The organism is Labrys sp. (in: a-proteobacteria), from assembly GCF_047605565.1.
GTDB classification, from domain to species: Bacteria; Pseudomonadota; Alphaproteobacteria; order Rhizobiales; family Labraceae; genus Labrys; species Labrys neptuniae.
In genome coordinates this window covers 56,544-73,348 of the sequence record NZ_JASGFM010000015.1, presented here as the reverse complement: position 1 = coordinate 73,348, position 16,805 = coordinate 56,544, and the positions used below count along the sequence as shown (strand labels likewise).

Genomic DNA, 16,805 nt, shown 5'->3' with positions numbered 1-16,805 from the left:
TGAATTGTTCCGGCACACGCCGGACGTATGGAGATTGAGATGGCGGAAAGATCAGCCCGCTTGCTGTCGGTCGAAGAAATGCCGCGTCTCGACAGCGTGGTCCAGAACGGGCCGGACCACTCGACGATGGCGCTGACCCAGGCGGAAGAAGCCTTGTGGCTGCGCCAGCAGCAGGATCCCGATGCCGTGCTGAAGCATGTGATCGCCTTCAGGCTCGATGGCGCACCCGATCTGCCCCGACTGGTCGCGGCCCTTTACCGCGCCTTCGAGGCCTTGCCGGAGCTGAATGTACGCTATCGTTTCAGCCCCGACGGTGAATTGGAGAAGACTGCCGGCAGTGAAGTTTCGTCCTGCCTCCACATCCGCCGCGTCGAGACGACCGCTGAAGCGGTCAATACGCTGCTGGCCGAGCAGGGCGCGACCTGGGATCTCGAACGGGATCCCCCGATCCGTGCCCTGGTCCTGCTGAGTGGCGAAGCGACGATCCTCGGCTTCGCGGTTCACCGCATCCTGGGCGGGGTCATCCGCTGGAGAACCCTGCTGCAAGCGGTCTCCCATGCCTACAATGGCACCTCGTCCGCAATGGGGGGCTCGGCCGGCGGCGAGGCCACACCGGAGGTCGCGGAGATGGAGCCGGCGATGGACGCCGAAATCAGCGCGCCGCCAGTGCCCTGGCTGCTGAGGACCGACGGCAACGAAGCGCCGGGCCTGATTGATTTTGCCCGGGCGCCGCTGCTGGAACGAAGCCTGATGGCCCGCGCGGCGGGTCGCTGCGGTACCCTCATAGAGACGGCCAGCCTCTCGGCGCTGGCCGGACCACAACCTACACCATCGGCCTTGATCGCCGCCGTGGCCCTGCAGTTCGGACGGTTCCTGGCTCAGCTCGGCGATAGCGCCGCCGTGGATCTGAGCCTGCCTCGCCGGCCGGCGACCGACATGCTCGACCTGTCCCTGCCCTTCTGCGCGCAGCGCTTCCTGCGGATCATCTTGCCGCGGGACGTGGCTGATACCAAGGACGCGATGGCGCGGATCCTCGCCGGCATGGCGAGCCCGGATGTCGGTACGCTCGACCTGCGTCCGCAAGCCGAACGAAACGATGCACCACGCCCCCACGCCTATGTGACCTGGCTGACCGACCCCGCGCTCGTCCTTCCGCTCGAAGGGATATCGGTCGAACGCCTGCCCCTGCCCTCCCTCGCAGCGCGGCCGGATCTGGCCCTGGGCCTGGGGCGGGCCGCGAGGGAAGACCGGCTGGCGCTCGAGCTCATGGCCGGCCAAGCCCTTTCGCCGGCGGCCGGTGCCTTTGTCCTGGAGCGCTTTGCCGGCATGCTTGCAAGCACGGCGCCGTTGCTTGGGGCACCAGGTTTTGGACATGCCGTTTTCGATTCCCAGCCTGATATATCCGCATCGCCTGCATCGGCCGCGCCCGACGAGGGGGCCAATGCGATCGAAGAGATCATCCTGGCCGAGTTCCGCCAGGCCCTCTCCTCGCCGGCAATGACGGCCGACGACGATTTCTTCGATCATGGCGGCCACTCCCTGATCGCCACCCGCGTCATCGGCCGCCTGCTGGGCTCGCATGGCATCGAGGTCAATTTCAACGATCTCTTCCGCCACCCTACGGCGGCCGGCCTCGCCGGGCTCGCCCAACGCCACGATGTCGAGCAAGAGGCAAGCGTCCCCACGGAGGCAGACAGCTCCGCCCTCATGGCCCCCTTGTCGCTGGCCCAGCACTCGCTGTGGAAGATCTACGCCGCCCTCGGTTTCGGCGAGATCTTCAACCTGCCCTTTGCGCTGCGTTTCCTCGACCGCGTCGACGAAACCATCTTCGCCAGGGCGTTCCAGGACGTGCTGGAGCGGCATTCGGGTCTGCGCACCCTTTTCCGTCAGCAGGAAGACGGGACAGTGGGCCAGCTCATCGTGGCACCGGAAGATCTGGGAGCCTACAAATGGTTCTGGCATTCGCATGAAAGCCAGGCTGGCGATCGCAACCAGGAAGCCGCTTACCGCTTCGACCTGTCCCACGAATTGCCGCTGCGGCTGCGTTTCCTGATCGAGGAGGAGAGTGGCCAGCAGGTTCTATCGCTGTTGTTCCATCACATGGTGCTCGACGAATGGTCGGTGAACCTGATGATGGACGAGCTCGGCCATGCCTATCGCCAGCGGGCGGCGGGCAAGGCGCCCATCTGGGCCGAGCAGCCGGCGCCGTTCCATGAATTCGCGCGTCTCCAGCATGGAGCCGGTCTGAACCAGGCGCATCTCGCCTATTGGACCGACATGCTGCGCGATTCACCGCGCAACCAGCAGATCCTGCCACGGCCTGCAGCCAGCGATGATGCGTCCCGCTCCCCGTCCAACGCTGGTGGCTGGGTGGAGCTCAAGCTCGAAAGCGCTGTGACCGAGGGGCTCTATGCCCTCGCCAAGGCGAACGGCGCCTCGCTGTTCAACGTGGTCTATGCGGCCATCGCCAGTTCCCTGCATCTTCTCGGTTCCCTGGACGAGCTGGTGGTGGGAACCTCGGCCTCGGGCCGGAACGAGCCCGATTACTTCGACACCATCGGCTATTTCACCACGGTGGTGGCGCATCGGGTCGGCTTTTCGCCCGAAAGCACGGTGGCCGAATTGATCGACCAGGTGAAGAGCACCATCAACGGCTCCCTGCCCAATACCGACATCCCCATCGACCTGGTCGAGGAGGCGCTGGGCATCGTGCGCGAGCAGGAACATCTGTTCGAGGTCTTCATCCAGCTTCATGCCAAGAACAAGTTCAACGGCGCTTTCACGCTGGAGGACGAGAGCAGGATCGAGTTCCGCCAGGTGGATCCCGAACGGCATGAATCCGTGCTCGGCCTGCAATTCGAGGTGATGGAAGAAAAACTCGGCGAAGAGCGCTGCATCCGCGTGATGATGACCTACCGCTCCGAGCATTACGACCCGCAGCAGGTCGAATTGATCCGCCAGACCGTCCTGAAGATCTTCCACCACTTCGCCGAACCTGGCGGTGCCAGTACGCGGCTTGTCGACCTGCGGCCTGCCATCGACGCGTTTCAGGCGCCGGCCTGACGGGCTCGCTCCGTCCCTGAAAGAGCAGGGATCGCCAGAACCATGCCACAGCGACAGAGGCGGGGGAACGCAGCGTCTGCGTTCCCCCGCCTTTCCTTCGACAGGGCTTACCCGCTCCAAATTACGTACAATTTTGAATTCTTATAATTCATGCAATCATAACGCTACAATAATACTCTAATTAAAATCTAGAATTTTACCAAACTGCACAATAAATTGTGTCATTATTATCACATATCTTCGTCAATCAATATAATATACTTCCATTACATTGACTGCGCCTGCACTTCGCCTCCTAGATTGCACATCGAGGCTGCGCATTGCGCGGCATGCGTTTGTTTGGGCTGTGGAGGGCTGCCGTGGTTACAGGTTTGACAAGTCGTTTTCTGTGCGGCGCGAGTGCGATGGTGTTGTCTGCCATGCTGACGATGCCGGCCTCTGCGCAAAATCGTCCGGCGGGCAACGAGGAGCCGATCGAGCTCGATCCAGTCTATGTCACCGGCGAGAAGATCCGGCGCAGCCTCGATGAGACCGCATCCTCGGTGAGCGTGCTGACCGACAAGGACCTCGCCGAGAAGACGGGCGAAAACTCCCTGTCGGAGGCGCTCAACGATGTGCCGAACCTCGTGCCGATCGGCACGACCGGCGCGCCATCCATTCGCGGCCAGGATACCCAGGGGCCCAATGCCGGCTCGATCGCCTTTCTGTCCGGCACCGTGCCGCGCGCCAGCATCAATGTGGATGGCCACTATCTGAGCTTCTACGAGTATCTCTACGGCGGCACCTCGATCTGGGATGTCGACAGTGTCGAGGTCTTCCGCGGGCCGCAGACCACGTCGCAGGGTGCCAATGCCATCGCCGGTGCTATCCTAGTCAAGACCAAGGATCCGACCTTCAAGCCCGAAGCAGCCTATCAGATGGAATATGGCAGCTACGACACCAGGCGCGGTTCCTTCATGCTGTCGGGACCGCTCAGCCAGGATTTTGCGGCGCGCATCGCCGTGGATTATTGGGGTCGCAACACCTTCATCGACTACATTGCCCCCACCTTCGCCAAGGGCAAGACGGACCAATCCTTCGACGAATTGAACCTGCGCGCCAAGCTGCTCTGGCAGCCCCAGGCCATTCCCGGCCTTAAGGCCAAGCTGACGCTTGCCCATACCGACACGAACCGGCCGACCCTGGAAGCAGCCTTTCTGCCCTATGACGATCTCAAGAGCGGCACGCTGCAGATGCCGAGCTTCCGGCAGCGCACCAATACGGTGATCTTCGATCTGGACTATGATTTTCAGAACGGCATGAAGCTCTCCAACCAGACCCAGTATTCGCAGTCGCGCTATGATCGCTTCGGCGTACCGCGCTCAAACGGCAGCGCCGACATTGCCCAGAAGAACATCTCCAACGAATTGAAGCTCAATTTCGGCGAGGATAAGGACGTCTGGCACGGCGTCGTCGGGCTTTACTATGCCCACACCACCTCGGATGAATCGCTCGTCCTTCGTAATCGACTCCTGCAGCCGGGATTGTCGAGCTTCGACGACACCAAGGACAATGTCGGCGTGTTTGCCGAGGTCAATCGCCGGCTCGGTGAGCGCTGGCTCCTGACAGGCGGCCTGCGCTACGAGCACGACAGCGTCAAGCGCGACGGCTTCACCAGCCTGAATGCCATACCCATCGATTACAGCAAGAGCTTCGATGCCGTGCTGCCGAAGCTGTCGCTGGCCTATAAATTGACCGACAAGATCACCGTCGGCGCGCTGGTGAGCCGCGGTTACAACCCCGGTGGCGTTTCGTTCAACACGGCCGCGCTCGCGGGGGAAGACCCATGGAAACGCTTCAAGGCTGAGAAATTGTGGAACTACGAGCTGTTCACGCGCGCCCATTTTCTCGACGACAAGCTCTTCGTCACCGGCAATCTCTTCTACAATGATTTCAAGGATGCTCAGCGCTACGTCAGCGTTGCGGTCCCCGGTACCAGTCTCACCCAGCTCTATACGGTGAACGCCGAGAAAGCACATGCTTATGGCGCCGAACTCGGCTTCGACTACCGCATCCTCGACAATGTCAGGCTCAAGGCCGGGTTTGGGGCGCTCGTCTCCAACATCGACAAGATAACGAGCAAGCCCGAATATCAGGGCAACGAGTTCCAGAAGGCTCCCGGTTACATGCTCAGCCTCGGCGTGAGCTGGGATGTCACTCCCAAGCTCAACGTCTCGGCGGACCTGCGTCATCTCGACGGCTATTATTCGGATGATGCCAACTCGGCGACCCTCTCCGTCAAGCCCTATACCATCGCCGATGCCCGTGTGAGCTATCAGCTTAGCGAGCATGCCCAGATCTATGGTTATGTGAAGAACATCTTCGACGAGCGCGCGGCGACCTTCAGGCAGGTAAACCGCTCGACGAGCAGTGGCGCCGCTCAAATCGAAGCCGCCATGACCGCCCCGCGCATGGTCGGTATCGGGTTGCGCGGAACGTTCTGAGCAGGCTGCGCAAACCCACTCCATGGCCGATCCGGGGCTGCTTCGGATCGGCCGTTTCTATTCCGACAGGGGCAGGGACCGCGCCCGCCCGCCCCCGCCCCGCCCGAGCTCGGTGTCGGCGAAGCTCTCGGCGATGTAGTCCTCGAGGCGGATGATCGCCTCGCTCGAATTGCCGGCGAGCCGGTGCAGCCTGAGTTCGAGATGGCCGAGCGGCGGGAAATCGTCGCGCTCGCCGAGCATGCGCACGCCTGACGGTGCGGCGCTCTCGGCCATCACCGTCACGCCCAGCCCCGCCCGCACGGCGGCGGAAATGCCGTCATAGCTCGAGCTGAGATAGGCGATCCGGCAGGGCCTGCCGAGCCCGTTCAGCGTATCCAGGATGCGGTGCCGGTAGATGCAGGGCGGCGGTGCCACCACCAGGGGTAAAGGGCTCTGGGTGTGGCGCTCATGGTCGGCGCTCGTCATCCATACCAGCGGCTCGGTGAAGATCTGGCGTCCCTCCGTCAGGTTCGGCTCGTCATGCAAGGCAATCACGAGATCGAGGTCGCCATCGGCCTGGCGGCTAAGCAGGTTCTTGCTCAGGTCGCTCGTCACTTCCAGCATCACATTCGGATGGGACTGGGCGAACTTGCCCAGGAAGTCAGGCAGCAGCGAAGCCGTATATTCATGCGGGGCGCCCAGCCGGATGCGCCCGGCAACCGTGGGCTGGCGCATGCTGGCAAGCGCCTCGTCGTTCAAGGCCAGGATGCGCCGGGCGAACTGGGCGAGCAGCGTTCCTTCCTGGGTGAGTTGCAGCTTGTGCGCATCCCTTTGGAAGAGCTGCGCAGCCACGATTTCCTCAAGCCGGCGGACCTGGAGGCTCACCGCCGATTGGCTGCGGCCAACCAATGCACCGGCGCGCGTAAAGCTGCCTGAATCGATGGCCTTCACGAAGGTGCGCAGGAGTTCCGTGGGAATGTTCTGCATGGCTTTATCATGAGAATTATCAATTCTAACATTTGAACTATGAATTTCTGCAATGTCAAACGATCTGGCATATCCAGGCTATCCGGAGACGTCGGCGCAGCCGACGGCCCGGGATGCCAGGCCTGCACGTGGACCGGCATTTGAGATACTTGATCTGACAAGAACACCACCGAGGACATGCCCATGGACGACCGGAACGAACTTGACCGGAATGACCTTGGAAAGACGCCGCTGACCACGCTCAATGCCGCGCTTGGCGGCCGAATGGTGGAATTTGCAGGCTATGACATGCCGGTGCAGTTTCCCGAGGGCGTGGCGAAGGAGCACCTCCACACCCGTGCCCTGGCCGGGCTGTTCGATGTCGGCCATATGGGCCAGGTCGTGCTCCGCGCGAAATCCGGGAAATACGAGGATGCCGCTCTGGCACTGGAGCGGCTGGTCCCGGTCGATGTGCTTGGGCTGAAGCCGGGGCGCCAGCGCTACGGGCTTTTCACAGACGCGAGGGGCGGCATTCTCGACGATCTGATGTTCGCCAATCGCGGCGACCATCTCTTCCTCGTCGTCAACGCGGCCTGCAAGAGCCAGGACATCGCCCATCTGCGTGCCCATCTGTCCGAGGACTGCGAGATCGAGGAACTCACGGACCGCGGGCTCATTGCCCTCCAGGGGCCTGCCGCGGAGGCCGCGCTGGCCAAGCTTGCGCCGCAGGCCGCCGCCATGGCTTTCATGGACGTGAGGGAGCTGACCATTCTCGGCGTGTCCTGCCTGGTTTCCCGCTCGGGCTATTCGGGCGAGGACGGCTACGAAATCTCGGTACCCTCAGCCCAGGCGGAAGAGCTGGCCAAGGCCCTGCTCGCCGATCCTGATGTGCATCCCATCGGGCTTGGCGCACGCGACAGCCTTCGGCTCGAAGCTGGGCTCTGCCTCTACGGTAACGATATCGACACCACGACGACGCCTGTCGCGGCGGCGCTCGAATGGGCCGTGCAGAAGGTGCGGCGCACCGGCGGCGCCCGGGAAGGCGGCTTTCCGGGAGCCGAAGTGATCTTACCCGAATTCGAGCATGGCGCACCACGCCGGCGCGTCGGCCTCGCCGCCGAAGGCCGCGCACCGATCCGAGCTGGTGCAGAACTCTTCATCGATGAAACGGCGCCGGCGCCGATCGGCCGCGTCACATCCGGCGGTTTCGGCCCCACCCTCGGCGCTCCCGTTGCGATGGGCTATGTTCCCACGGCCAGCGCCGAACCGGGCACCCGGCTCTTCGCCGAGGTGCGCGGCAAGCGCCTGCCGGTCGTCGTCGCCACCCTTCCCTTCATCACCCCGCGCTACAAGCGCAGCTGAGAGGCCCACCATGACGAAATTCACCGAAGACCATGAATGGCTCGACATCGCCGACGGCGTCGCCACGGTCGGCATCACCGGTCATGCCGCCGAGCAGCTCGGCGACCTCGTCTTCGTCGAGTTGCCCGGGGTCGGCAAGCGCCTGTCGAAGGGCGACGTCGCGGCAACGGTCGAGTCCGTCAAGGCCGCCTCTGACGTCTATTGCCCGCTCGATGGCGAGATCGTCGAGGTAAACGAAGCCATCGTCAACGACCCGTCCCTCGTCAACTCCGATCCGCAGGCCGGCGGCTGGTTCTTCCGTCTCAAGCTCGCCAATGCCGGCGACGCGGCTGGCCTGATGGACGAAGCCGCCTACAAGGCCCATATCGGCTAGAGCATTTTGTGATCTGACGAAATCGTCAAGGATCGCAAAGACGCTCGAGCCAATTCTTTGAATTGGCTTGGAAACAAGGAGTTGGAGCAAACAAGCGTTCGGTCTCGAACGCACTTTGCTCTGAGAGGGCACGATGTCTCACACCGAAACCACCTACGATCCCTATGATTTTGCCAACAGGCGCCATATCGGCCCCTCCCCGGCTGAAATGACCGAGATGCTGAAGGCTGTCGGCGCAGACAGCCTCGATGGACTGATCGATGCCATCGTGCCGGCAGGCATCCGCCAGAAGGCGCCGCTCGCCTGGGGGCCAGCGCTGTCCGAGCACGGTGTGCTCAACCGCTTGCGCGAAGTCGCCGACAAGAACCGCGTGATGATCTCCCTGATCGGCCAGGGCTATTACGGCACCGTCACGCCGCCGGCGATCCAGCGCAACATCTTCGAGAACCCCGCCTGGTACACGGCCTACACGCCCTACCAGCCGGAGATCAGCCAGGGACGCCTCGAGGCCCTGCTGAACTTCCAGACGATGATCTCGGATCTGACCGCCCTCGATGTCGCCAATGCCTCGCTGCTGGACGAAGGCACCGCGGCCGCCGAGGCGATGGCGCTGTGCCGGCGTTCCGCCAAGTCCAAGGCGAACGCCTTCTTCGTCGACCACCATTGCCATCCCCAGACCATTGCGGTGATCCAAACCCGCGCCGCCGCGCTCGGCTGGGACGTCGTGGTCGGCGACCCCTTCGCCGATCTCGATCCGGCCGGCGTGTTCGGCGCGATCTTCCAATATCCCGGCACCTACGGCCATGTGCATGACTTCACCGGCGTGATCGAGGCGCTGCACGGCGCCGAGGCCCTGGCCTGCGTCGCCGCCGACCCGCTCGCCCTGACCATTCTCAAGGCGCCCGGCGAGATGGGGGCCGACATCGCCATCGGCTCGACCCAGCGCTTCGGCGTACCGATGGGCTATGGTGGCCCGCATGCCGCCTATATGGCGGTGCGCGACGCGCTCAAGCGCAGCATGCCCGGCCGCATCGTCGGCGTTTCGATCGACGCGCGCGGCAACCGCGCCTATCGCCTGTCGCTGCAGACGCGCGAGCAGCATATCCGCCGCGAAAAGGCGACTTCGAATGTCTGCACCGCCCAGGCGCTGCTGGCGGTGATGGCCTCGATGTATGCGGTGTTCCACGGCCCGACGGGGCTACGGGCGATCGCCGAGCGTGTCCATCGCAAGATGGTGCGGCTGGTCAAGGGCCTGGAAAGCCAGGGCTATAAGGTCGAGCCGTCGACCTTCTTCGACACGGTGACGGTCGAGGTCGGTGCAGTCCAGGGCGCTATCCTGAAATCGGCCGAAGCCGAAGGCATCAACCTGCGCCGGGTCGGCACCAGCAAGATCGGCATAGCCTATGACGAGCGCACCCGCCGCGGCCATACCGAAGCCATCTGGCGCGCCTTCGGCATCGACCTCAGGGACGATGACCTCACCCATGACTATCGGCTGCCCGACGCCCTGGAGCGGACGTCCCCCTATCTGACCCATCCGATCTTTCATCTGAACCGCGCCGAAGCGGAAATGACGCGCTACATGCGCCGCCTCGCCGATCGCGATCTCGCGCTCGACCGTTCGATGATCCCGCTCGGCTCCTGCACCATGAAGCTGAACGCCACCGCCGAAATGGCGGCGCTGAGCTGGCCAGAGTTCGCCGACGTGCATCCCTTCGCCCCCGATAGCCAGACCAGGGGCTATGCGGAGGCGATCACCGATCTGGAGGCCAAGCTCTGCCAGATCACCGGCTATGACGCCTTCTCGATGCAGCCCAATTCCGGCGCACAGGGCGAATATGCCGGCCTCCTGACCATCCAGGCCTATCACCAGGCGCGCGGCGACCATCATCGCGACGTCTGCCTGATCCCGACCTCGGCCCATGGCACCAATCCCGCCTCCGCGCAGATGTGCGGCATGAAGGTGGTCGTCGTCGGCGTCGCGCCGAACGGGGACATCGACGTGGCCGACTTCCGCGCCAAGGCGGAGGCCCATTCGGCCAATCTCGCCGCCTGCATGATCACCTATCCCTCGACCCATGGCGTGTTCGAGGAGACGGTGCGCGAGATCTGCGAGATCACCCACGCCCATGGCGGCCAGGTCTATCTCGACGGCGCCAACATGAACGCCATGGTCGGGCTGGCCCGTCCCGGCGACATCGGCTCCGACGTCAGCCATCTCAACCTACACAAGACCTTTGCCATCCCGCATGGCGGCGGCGGTCCGGGCATGGGGCCGATCGGCGTCAAGGCCCACCTGGCGCCCTATCTGCCGACCCTGCCGCAAAGCGGCGAGAAGGGCGCGGTATCCTCGGCGCCCTATGGCTCGGCCTCGATCCTGCTGATCTCTTGGGCCTATTGCCTGCTGATGAGCGGCGAAGGCCTGACCCAGGCGACCAAGGTGGCGATCCTCAACGCCAACTACATCGCCAGCCGTCTCGCGTCTTCCTATCCGATCCTCTATTCGGCCAGGGGCCGGGTGGCGCATGAGTGTATCCTCGACACCCGCGTGCTCAAGGACCGCGCCGGCGTGAGCGTCGACGACATCGCCAAGCGGCTGATCGATTGCGGCTTCCATGCCCCGACCATGAGCTGGCCGGTGGCGGGTACGCTGATGGTGGAGCCGACGGAGAGCGAACCCAAGGCCGAACTCGACCGCTTCATCGCGGCCATGCTCGGCATCGCGGCGGAGGCCGAGGCGATCGTGGCGGGCAAGCTCGATCCCGAAGACAACCCGCTCAAACATGCCCCACACACCGTGGAAGATCTGGTGGGCGAGTGGAACCGCTCCTACAGCCGCGAGATCGCCTGCTATCCGGCCGGCGCCTTCCGGGTCGACAAATATTGGTCGCCGGTCAACCGCGTCGACAATGTCTATGGCGACCGTAACCTGGTCTGTTCCTGCCCGCCGCTCGAAAGCTATGTCGAGGCGGCCGAATAAGGGCTAGAGCAAAGTGCGATTTCTTTGAATCGCACTTTATCTCTAACTCTTTGTTTTGACGCGTTTTCTTGATCGAAAAGTCTATCAACTTTTCTGGAAAACGCTTCAATGACCACGCTGGATGCAGGCGATCTTCGGGATCGCCTGCCTTGAGTAGAGAGCCAGGCATGTTTCTGTCGATTTTCGACATCTTCAAGATCGGCATCGGGCCGTCCTCGTCTCACACGATGGGACCGATGGTGGCGGCGGGACGCTTCCTGGACGAATTGAGGGCTCTGGTGGAGCATAAATCCGCCATGACGGACCTGCGGCTCAAGGTCAGCCTGCACGGCTCGCTCGCCTTCACCGGCCACGGCCATGCCACCGACCGGGCCGTCATCCTCGGACTGATGGGATTCCTGCCTGCCACCATCGACCCGGACCTGGCACAGGAAAAGGAAGCCGAGCTCCGCCAGGCGGGCGTGATCAGGCTTCCCGGCCTGCCGCCGCTCACCTTTGTCCCCGACACCGACCTCGTCTTCGACTATGGTCCGCCTCTGCCCGGCCATGCCAATGGCCTGGTCCTCGCCGCCACGGATGCGAATGGCGAGCTGCTTCTCAGCCGGACCTATTATTCGATCGGCGGCGGCTTCGTCCTGTCGGCCGAAGAGCTCGAAGCCCAGCGCAACAGGGATGCGGCCTCATCCGACGAACCGGGTGCGCTCGGCTTTCCCTATCCCTTCAGCACGGCTGCCGAAATGCTGGCGATGGGGGCTTCCTCCAATCTCAGCATCGCCGAGATGAAGCGGGCCAATGAGCACCTCGTCTATGGCGACACGCTGGACGACAGGCTCGATGCGATCTGGGCTGCGATGGACGGTTGCATCGATCGCGGCTTGCGGCAGGACGGCATCCTCCCGGGGGGCCTGTCGGTGCGGCGCCGTGCGCACACCATTCACCAGCAGCTCCTGGCCGAACAGGGCCGCAATCTCGAACAGCCCCATGTCGTCAATGACTGGATCTCGATCTATGCCATGGCGGTCAACGAGGAGAACGCCGCCGGCGGGCGCGTCGTCACCTCGCCCACCAACGGGGCGGCCGGCGTGGTGCCGGCCGTGATCCGCTACTACCGCGACCATTGCCGCGGCTCGAGCCATGAAGGCATCCGCGATTTTCTGCTGGTCGCCGCCGCCATCGGCGGCATCATCAAGTACAACGCCTCGATCTCGGGGGCCGAAGTCGGCTGCCAGGGCGAGGTCGGATCGGCTTCGGCCATGGCGGCGGCAGGCCTCTGCGCTGCGCTCGGCGGCTCCAACGAACAGGTGGAGAACGCGGCCGAAATCGCGCTGGAACACCATCTGGGCATGACCTGCGATCCGGCCAAGGGCCTGGTTCAGGTGCCGTGCATCGAGCGCAATGGGCTCGGCGCGATCAAGGCGGTGAGCGCCGCCAGCCTGGCCTTGCGCGGTGACGGCAAGCATTTCATGCCGCTCGACAATTGCATCGAGACGATGCGCCAGACCGGCATCGACATGAATCTCAAATACAAGGAGACCTCGACCGGCGGGCTTGCCGTCAACCTGCCGGAGTGCTGAGAGCCGGCGAGGCGAGTTGCGATCGGAACGAAGGCGTTGCTCTCTACACGCCACTCTGCCGCCGCCGTGGAGCCTGGCTCACTCCTTCCTGGCGGCGAAGGCGTCGAGCGTGTGTTCGGCGCTGGCGATGGTGGGGGTGGCGACCTCCCCGGAGTCGAGATAGAGAATGCGCCCTTCCCGCGCCGGCTTGAGGAACTTGTCCCAGCCCGGCATGATCTTGCCGAGCCGGGCGCGGATCGCCGCTTCCGAGCGGTCTTTTTCGGCATAGCTGTTCATGATCACCAGCAGGTCGGGATCGACCCGCCCGAAGATCTCCGGGCTCAGCGGCGTGGCGAAGATCGAGCCGAGGCCCTTGCCTGCCCCCATGCCCTCCACCTTGGCGGGGTGATAGCCGAGATCCTCCAGGGCCTGGATCGCGCCCGAGATCTCACCGACCAGATTGACCTGGTCATGCACGATGACGGCCATATAGGTCCGCTCCCGCTCTCTGGGCGGCAGCTTGGCCTTGAGGGCGGCGACCCGGTCGAGATAGGCCTTTTTGCGCGCAGCGAATGCATCCTGCCGGCCAAGAAGCCTGGCCAGATCCTCCTCGACGCCGATACCGCGCGTCCTGCCGGTGCTGGCCTTCTGCAGATAGACCGGCGCGATCGCCGAAAGCTGGCCGGCCTTGTCGACATCGCGCTCGGTGCCGATGATCAGGTCCGGATCGAGCTTGCGCACCTTTTCCAGATCGATCTGCCCGACCGCTCCGATGCCGGTCGGCTTGGGGCCTTTTCTCGCCAGCACCGTATCGACGAAGTCGACGGCGGTCAGCATCCGCCCATCGTCGGAGCGGCCATAGCTGCCGGTGATGTCGACGCCGAGGTCCAGGAGCGGCAGCCCCAGAAGGGGTTCATGCAGCACGATGATCCGTTTCGGATCCTGGGGAATGGTGACGGATCGCCCGGTATCGTCGGTCACGGCGCGGTCCGCAGCCAAAGCCATCTGTGCCGCCAACATGGCCGGGATCAAAACGGCCCATCGCATGGTCTTGCGCATGGTCTTGCCTTTCAGTGTGTCCGAAACAGTTTGAGCGCCCTCAGGCGCAGGGAGAGGATGAAGAGCGGCACGCCAACCAGGGTGAGGCTCAGCCCGAGCGGCATGGCGATCTCGCCGGCTACCGCCCTCGTCAACCCGTCGGCTGATATCACCAGAACCCCGCCCATCAGCCCGGCCAGGAACAGTCTTGCCCGCGCCAGCGCGGGTGAGAGGAAGCCGACGAGCTGTGGCGCCAGCACGCCCAGGAACATCAGCGGGCCCACGGCGGTGACGGCAGCCGCGCCCAGGAGCACTGCGAGTACGAGTACGATCGGCCTCGACCGGCCGATCGGCTCGCCCAGAGCAAGCGCCATCTCCTCGCCGAGCTCATAGGGGCCGAGCGCGTGCCCGGCCAGGAAGGCGACGGGCAGGCTGAGCAGGAACCAGGGAGCCAGGGCGGCGATCCCCGCCCAGCTCGCCTGGAACAGCGATCCCGCCAACCAGCTCGACAGGGCGTAGGATGTCTCGCTCGGCGTGTAGAGGATGAGCAGGGAAGCGATGGAGGACAGAACGGTCTCGATCGCGATGCCCATCAGCAGGATGGCGAGGCCGTTCGAACGCTCGCGCCCGACCAGGATAAGCAGGGCCAGGGCCACGCCGAGCCCTCCGCCCAGCGCCGCCAGCGGGATCAGGGCCTTCGATGCAGTCGGAGCATAGATCAGGAGCAGCATGATCATGATCATCGAGCCCTGGCTGAGTCCCAGCAGGCCGGGATCGGCCAGAGGATTGCGCGTGAGTGACTGCAGCATCGAAGCCGCCATCGCCACCAGCCAGCCGGCGAGAAAACCTGTGAGGATGCGGGGCAGCCGGACATCCCACAAGGCATAGGCCTTGTCGGGATCGAGCGGGGCGGCGCCGAGAGCAGCGGCGAGGTCCCCCAGCCCCGCTTTGATCGATCCCATGCCCAGGGACAATGCCGCCAGGGCGACAGCGGCCACGATCAGGAAGAAGCCGGCATAGAGATTGCCAAGCCGGATCTGCAGGCCACCAGGCCAACGCAGCACGGCCTTGCCGTCGACAGCCCGCGCCAGCTTCACGACGGGCTCCTTGCGGCCGTGCCGAGATAATAGCGCCGGACGATCAGGGCGAAGACCACGCCGCCCATCAGGTCCAGGAGCACGCCGGTGTGCAGGACATAGGGTTTGAAGGCCTCGCGCGCGGCAAGGTCAGCGAGCAGGCACAGGCCTGCGCCACAGACGGCGCAGACCGGCAGGCCAAACTTGAATCCCCCGCCGACGAAGGGACGGACGAGATGCGGCACCACCAGGCCGACGAAGCCGATCGGCCCGCAGATCGCCACGGCCGAGCCGGCGGCGAGCGCCACAGCCGTCAGGGCGAGGCGCGAAACCCTGATAACGTCGACGCCGAGCGAAGTGGCCTTGCCGTCGCCGAGGGCGATCACAGTGAGCGGCCGGGCCAGCAATTGCAGCCCAACCAACCCGATCAGGCCGATCCACCAGAAGCGCAACAGGCGGTCGGCATAGACATGGTTGATGTTGCCGCTCACCCAGCCGAGGAAATCCATGCGCCGGGCCGGATCGGAGAGCAGGATGGCATTGGCAATGCCGATGAAGAACATCGAGACCAGCGCGCCGGCCAGGATGAGCGCCAGGCCGCGCGGATCATGCGAGAGTCCGGCGAGCCGTGCCACCGTGAGGCTGGCGGCAAAGCCGACGACGGCACCGGTCAGGGCGGCGAGGCCCTGCGCATCGAGGCCGAAATCGAACAGATAGGCCCCGGCGACGACAAAGGCCGTGGCGCCGGCATTGATGCCCAGGGTCGAGGGGGAAGCGAGCGGGTTGCGGGTCAGGCCTTGGAGCACCAGGCCGCCGCAAGCCGTTGCAGCGCCGGCATAGAGGGCAATCAAGGCGCGTGGCAGCCTCTGATAGATGACGACATAGTCGTCATAGCTCGCCGGCTCGAAACGCAGGACCGCCGCGACAACCTCGGATGGCGGAATCGCCTCCGCCCCGAAGCTCAGATTGGCGACGACGAGCAGCACGAGCACTGCGCATGCCGCGCCGAGAAGGAGCCAGCGCCGGATCATGCTGCGACCGGCTTTTCCGCTTGCACACGCGGCAGGCAGACGAGCCTGCCCTGCCGCTCGAAGATGTCGACGTCGAGATCGAAGACCTGCCCGACATTGCTGGAGGTCATCACCTGCCCGGCGGGTCCCTTGGCCACGACCTGCCCGTCATGCAGCATGATCACTTCATCGGCGAAGGTCGTCGCCAGATTGATGTCGTGCAGCACCATGACGATGGTCTTGCTTTGCTCGAGGGCGAGGCTCTGCACCAGTTCCAGCACGGCATATTGATATTTCAGGTCGAGATGGTTCACCGGCTCGTCCATCAGGATGATGGGCGTGTCCTGGGCCAGCACCATGGCGATCCAGGCGCGCTGCCTTTGGCCGCCGGAGAGCGAGGTGAGCGGCCGATGTGCCATGTCGGCAAGGCCTACTCTCTCGAGGGCCTGTCGAAACAGCAGCCGGTCACGCACGCTCGGGCCCGCCATCGCCGATGTCCGGGCATAGCCGGCCAATTCGATCAGCTCGCCCAGCGTCATATAGTCGGGACAGTGGCTGTCCTGCGGCAGATAGGCAATTTCGCGAGCGAGCGTCTTGCGCCCAATGACCCGGATCGACTGTCCCGCCAGGGTGATCTCGCCGGCGCTCAGGGGCAAAAAGCCCATGATCGCTTTCAGCAGGGTCGATTTTCCGCAACCATTCGGGCCGATCAGGACATTCAGGCGCCCAGGCTCGAAATCGACCGACACTCCCCGCAAGACGGGCTGCCTGCCATAGCCGGCCACCACATTGTTCGTCCTGAGCACCGTGTAATCACCCAACGCAAATCACGCTTGAATACAGATTAAGTTACGGTAAATCATCACGCAATTCTAAAATTGAAGCCAAGATACTTTATAATAATTCAACATTGCACCAATTG

At 64.0% G+C, this 16,805-nt stretch carries 11 protein-coding genes; 6 read left to right on the top strand and 5 right to left on the bottom strand.

Features of this window, described 5'->3' with window-relative positions; translation table 11 throughout:
- Nucleotides 1-39 precede the first annotated feature (39 nt).
- Both QM672_RS15370 and QM672_RS15365 read left to right on the top strand, forming a co-directional pair.
- Entirely contained in the window at nucleotides 40-3,063 is a 3,024-nt protein-coding gene (locus QM672_RS15370; protein WP_415083566.1) for a condensation domain-containing protein, read from the top strand.
- 419 nt (nucleotides 3,064-3,482) lie between these two features.
- Entirely contained in the window at nucleotides 3,483-5,546 is a 2,064-nt protein-coding gene (locus tag QM672_RS15365; protein WP_415083564.1) for a TonB-dependent receptor, read from the top strand.
- Between the two features lie 57 nt (nucleotides 5,547-5,603).
- Here QM672_RS15365 and QM672_RS15360 read toward each other — a convergent pair whose 3' ends face one another.
- Nucleotides 5,604-6,512, bottom strand: coding sequence for a LysR substrate-binding domain-containing protein (locus QM672_RS15360; protein ID WP_415083562.1), 909 nt, complete (start codon nucleotides 6,510-6,512; stop codon nucleotides 5,604-5,606).
- Nucleotides 6,513-6,695: 183 nt separating this feature from the next.
- Here QM672_RS15360 and gcvT point away from each other — a divergent pair, with 183 nt between their 5' ends.
- From gcvT to QM672_RS15340, 4 genes are all read left to right on the top strand, one after another.
- The gene (gcvT, locus tag QM672_RS15355; protein ID WP_415083560.1) at nucleotides 6,696-7,853 is read left to right on the top strand and encodes a glycine cleavage system aminomethyltransferase GcvT; all 1,158 of its coding nucleotides are present in this window, start codon (nucleotides 6,696-6,698) and stop codon (nucleotides 7,851-7,853) included.
- A 10-nt stretch (nucleotides 7,854-7,863) separates the two neighbouring features.
- Complete coding sequence (gene gcvH / locus QM672_RS15350) at nucleotides 7,864-8,226, top strand: glycine cleavage system protein GcvH (RefSeq protein ID WP_105860454.1); 363 nt, start codon at nucleotides 7,864-7,866, stop codon at nucleotides 8,224-8,226.
- Between the two features lie 133 nt (nucleotides 8,227-8,359).
- On the top strand, nucleotides 8,360-11,206 hold the full coding sequence (gene gcvP / locus QM672_RS15345; RefSeq protein WP_415083557.1) for an aminomethyl-transferring glycine dehydrogenase: 2,847 nt from the start codon (nucleotides 8,360-8,362) through the stop codon (nucleotides 11,204-11,206).
- Nucleotides 11,207-11,373: 167 nt separating this feature from the next.
- Nucleotides 11,374-12,780: an L-serine ammonia-lyase gene (locus QM672_RS15340; RefSeq protein ID WP_415083555.1), complete on the top strand. Its 1,407-nt coding sequence runs from the start codon at nucleotides 11,374-11,376 to the stop codon at nucleotides 12,778-12,780.
- 78 nt (nucleotides 12,781-12,858) lie between these two features.
- Here QM672_RS15340 and QM672_RS15335 read toward each other — a convergent pair whose 3' ends face one another.
- From QM672_RS15335 to QM672_RS15320, 4 genes are all read right to left on the bottom strand, one after another.
- The gene (locus tag QM672_RS15335; protein ID WP_415083553.1) at nucleotides 12,859-13,764 is read right to left on the bottom strand and encodes an ABC transporter substrate-binding protein; all 906 of its coding nucleotides are present in this window, start codon (nucleotides 13,762-13,764) and stop codon (nucleotides 12,859-12,861) included.
- 65 nt (nucleotides 13,765-13,829) lie between these two features.
- Nucleotides 13,830-14,894, bottom strand: a complete 1,065-nt coding sequence (locus tag QM672_RS15330; RefSeq protein ID WP_415083551.1) for a FecCD family ABC transporter permease — start codon at nucleotides 14,892-14,894, stop codon at nucleotides 13,830-13,832.
- On the bottom strand, nucleotides 14,891-15,904 hold the full coding sequence (locus QM672_RS15325; RefSeq protein WP_415083549.1) for a FecCD family ABC transporter permease: 1,014 nt from the start codon (nucleotides 15,902-15,904) through the stop codon (nucleotides 14,891-14,893). The genes QM672_RS15330 and QM672_RS15325 overlap by 4 nt, the downstream gene beginning before the upstream one ends.
- Entirely contained in the window at nucleotides 15,901-16,689 is a 789-nt protein-coding gene (locus tag QM672_RS15320; RefSeq protein ID WP_367624420.1) for an ABC transporter ATP-binding protein, read from the bottom strand. The genes QM672_RS15325 and QM672_RS15320 overlap by 4 nt, the downstream gene beginning before the upstream one ends.
- Between the last annotated feature and the right edge of the window lie 116 nt (nucleotides 16,690-16,805).

Bases quoted from the DNA above. Each gene is read 5' to 3' on its own strand.
- gcvH (WP_105860454.1), top strand. From the start codon at position 7,864: ATGACGAAATTCACCGAAGACCATGAATGGCTCGACATCGCCGACGGC.
- QM672_RS15365 (WP_415083564.1), top strand. From the start codon at position 3,483: ATGCTGACGATGCCGGCCTCTGCGCAAAATCGTCCGGCGGGCAACGAG.
- QM672_RS15370 (WP_415083566.1), top strand. From the start codon at position 40: ATGGCGGAAAGATCAGCCCGCTTGCTGTCGGTCGAAGAAATGCCGCGT.
- gcvP (WP_415083557.1), top strand. From the start codon at position 8,360: ATGTCTCACACCGAAACCACCTACGATCCCTATGATTTTGCCAACAGG.
- QM672_RS15360 (WP_415083562.1), bottom strand. From the start codon at position 6,512: ATGCAGAACATTCCCACGGAACTCCTGCGCACCTTCGTGAAGGCCATC.
- QM672_RS15325 (WP_415083549.1), bottom strand. From the start codon at position 15,904: ATGATCCGGCGCTGGCTCCTTCTCGGCGCGGCATGCGCAGTGCTCGTG.
- QM672_RS15340 (WP_415083555.1), top strand. From the start codon at position 11,374: ATGTTTCTGTCGATTTTCGACATCTTCAAGATCGGCATCGGGCCGTCC.
- QM672_RS15335 (WP_415083553.1), bottom strand. From the start codon at position 13,764: ATGGCTTTGGCTGCGGACCGCGCCGTGACCGACGATACCGGGCGATCC.
- gcvT (WP_415083560.1), top strand. From the start codon at position 6,696: ATGGACGACCGGAACGAACTTGACCGGAATGACCTTGGAAAGACGCCG.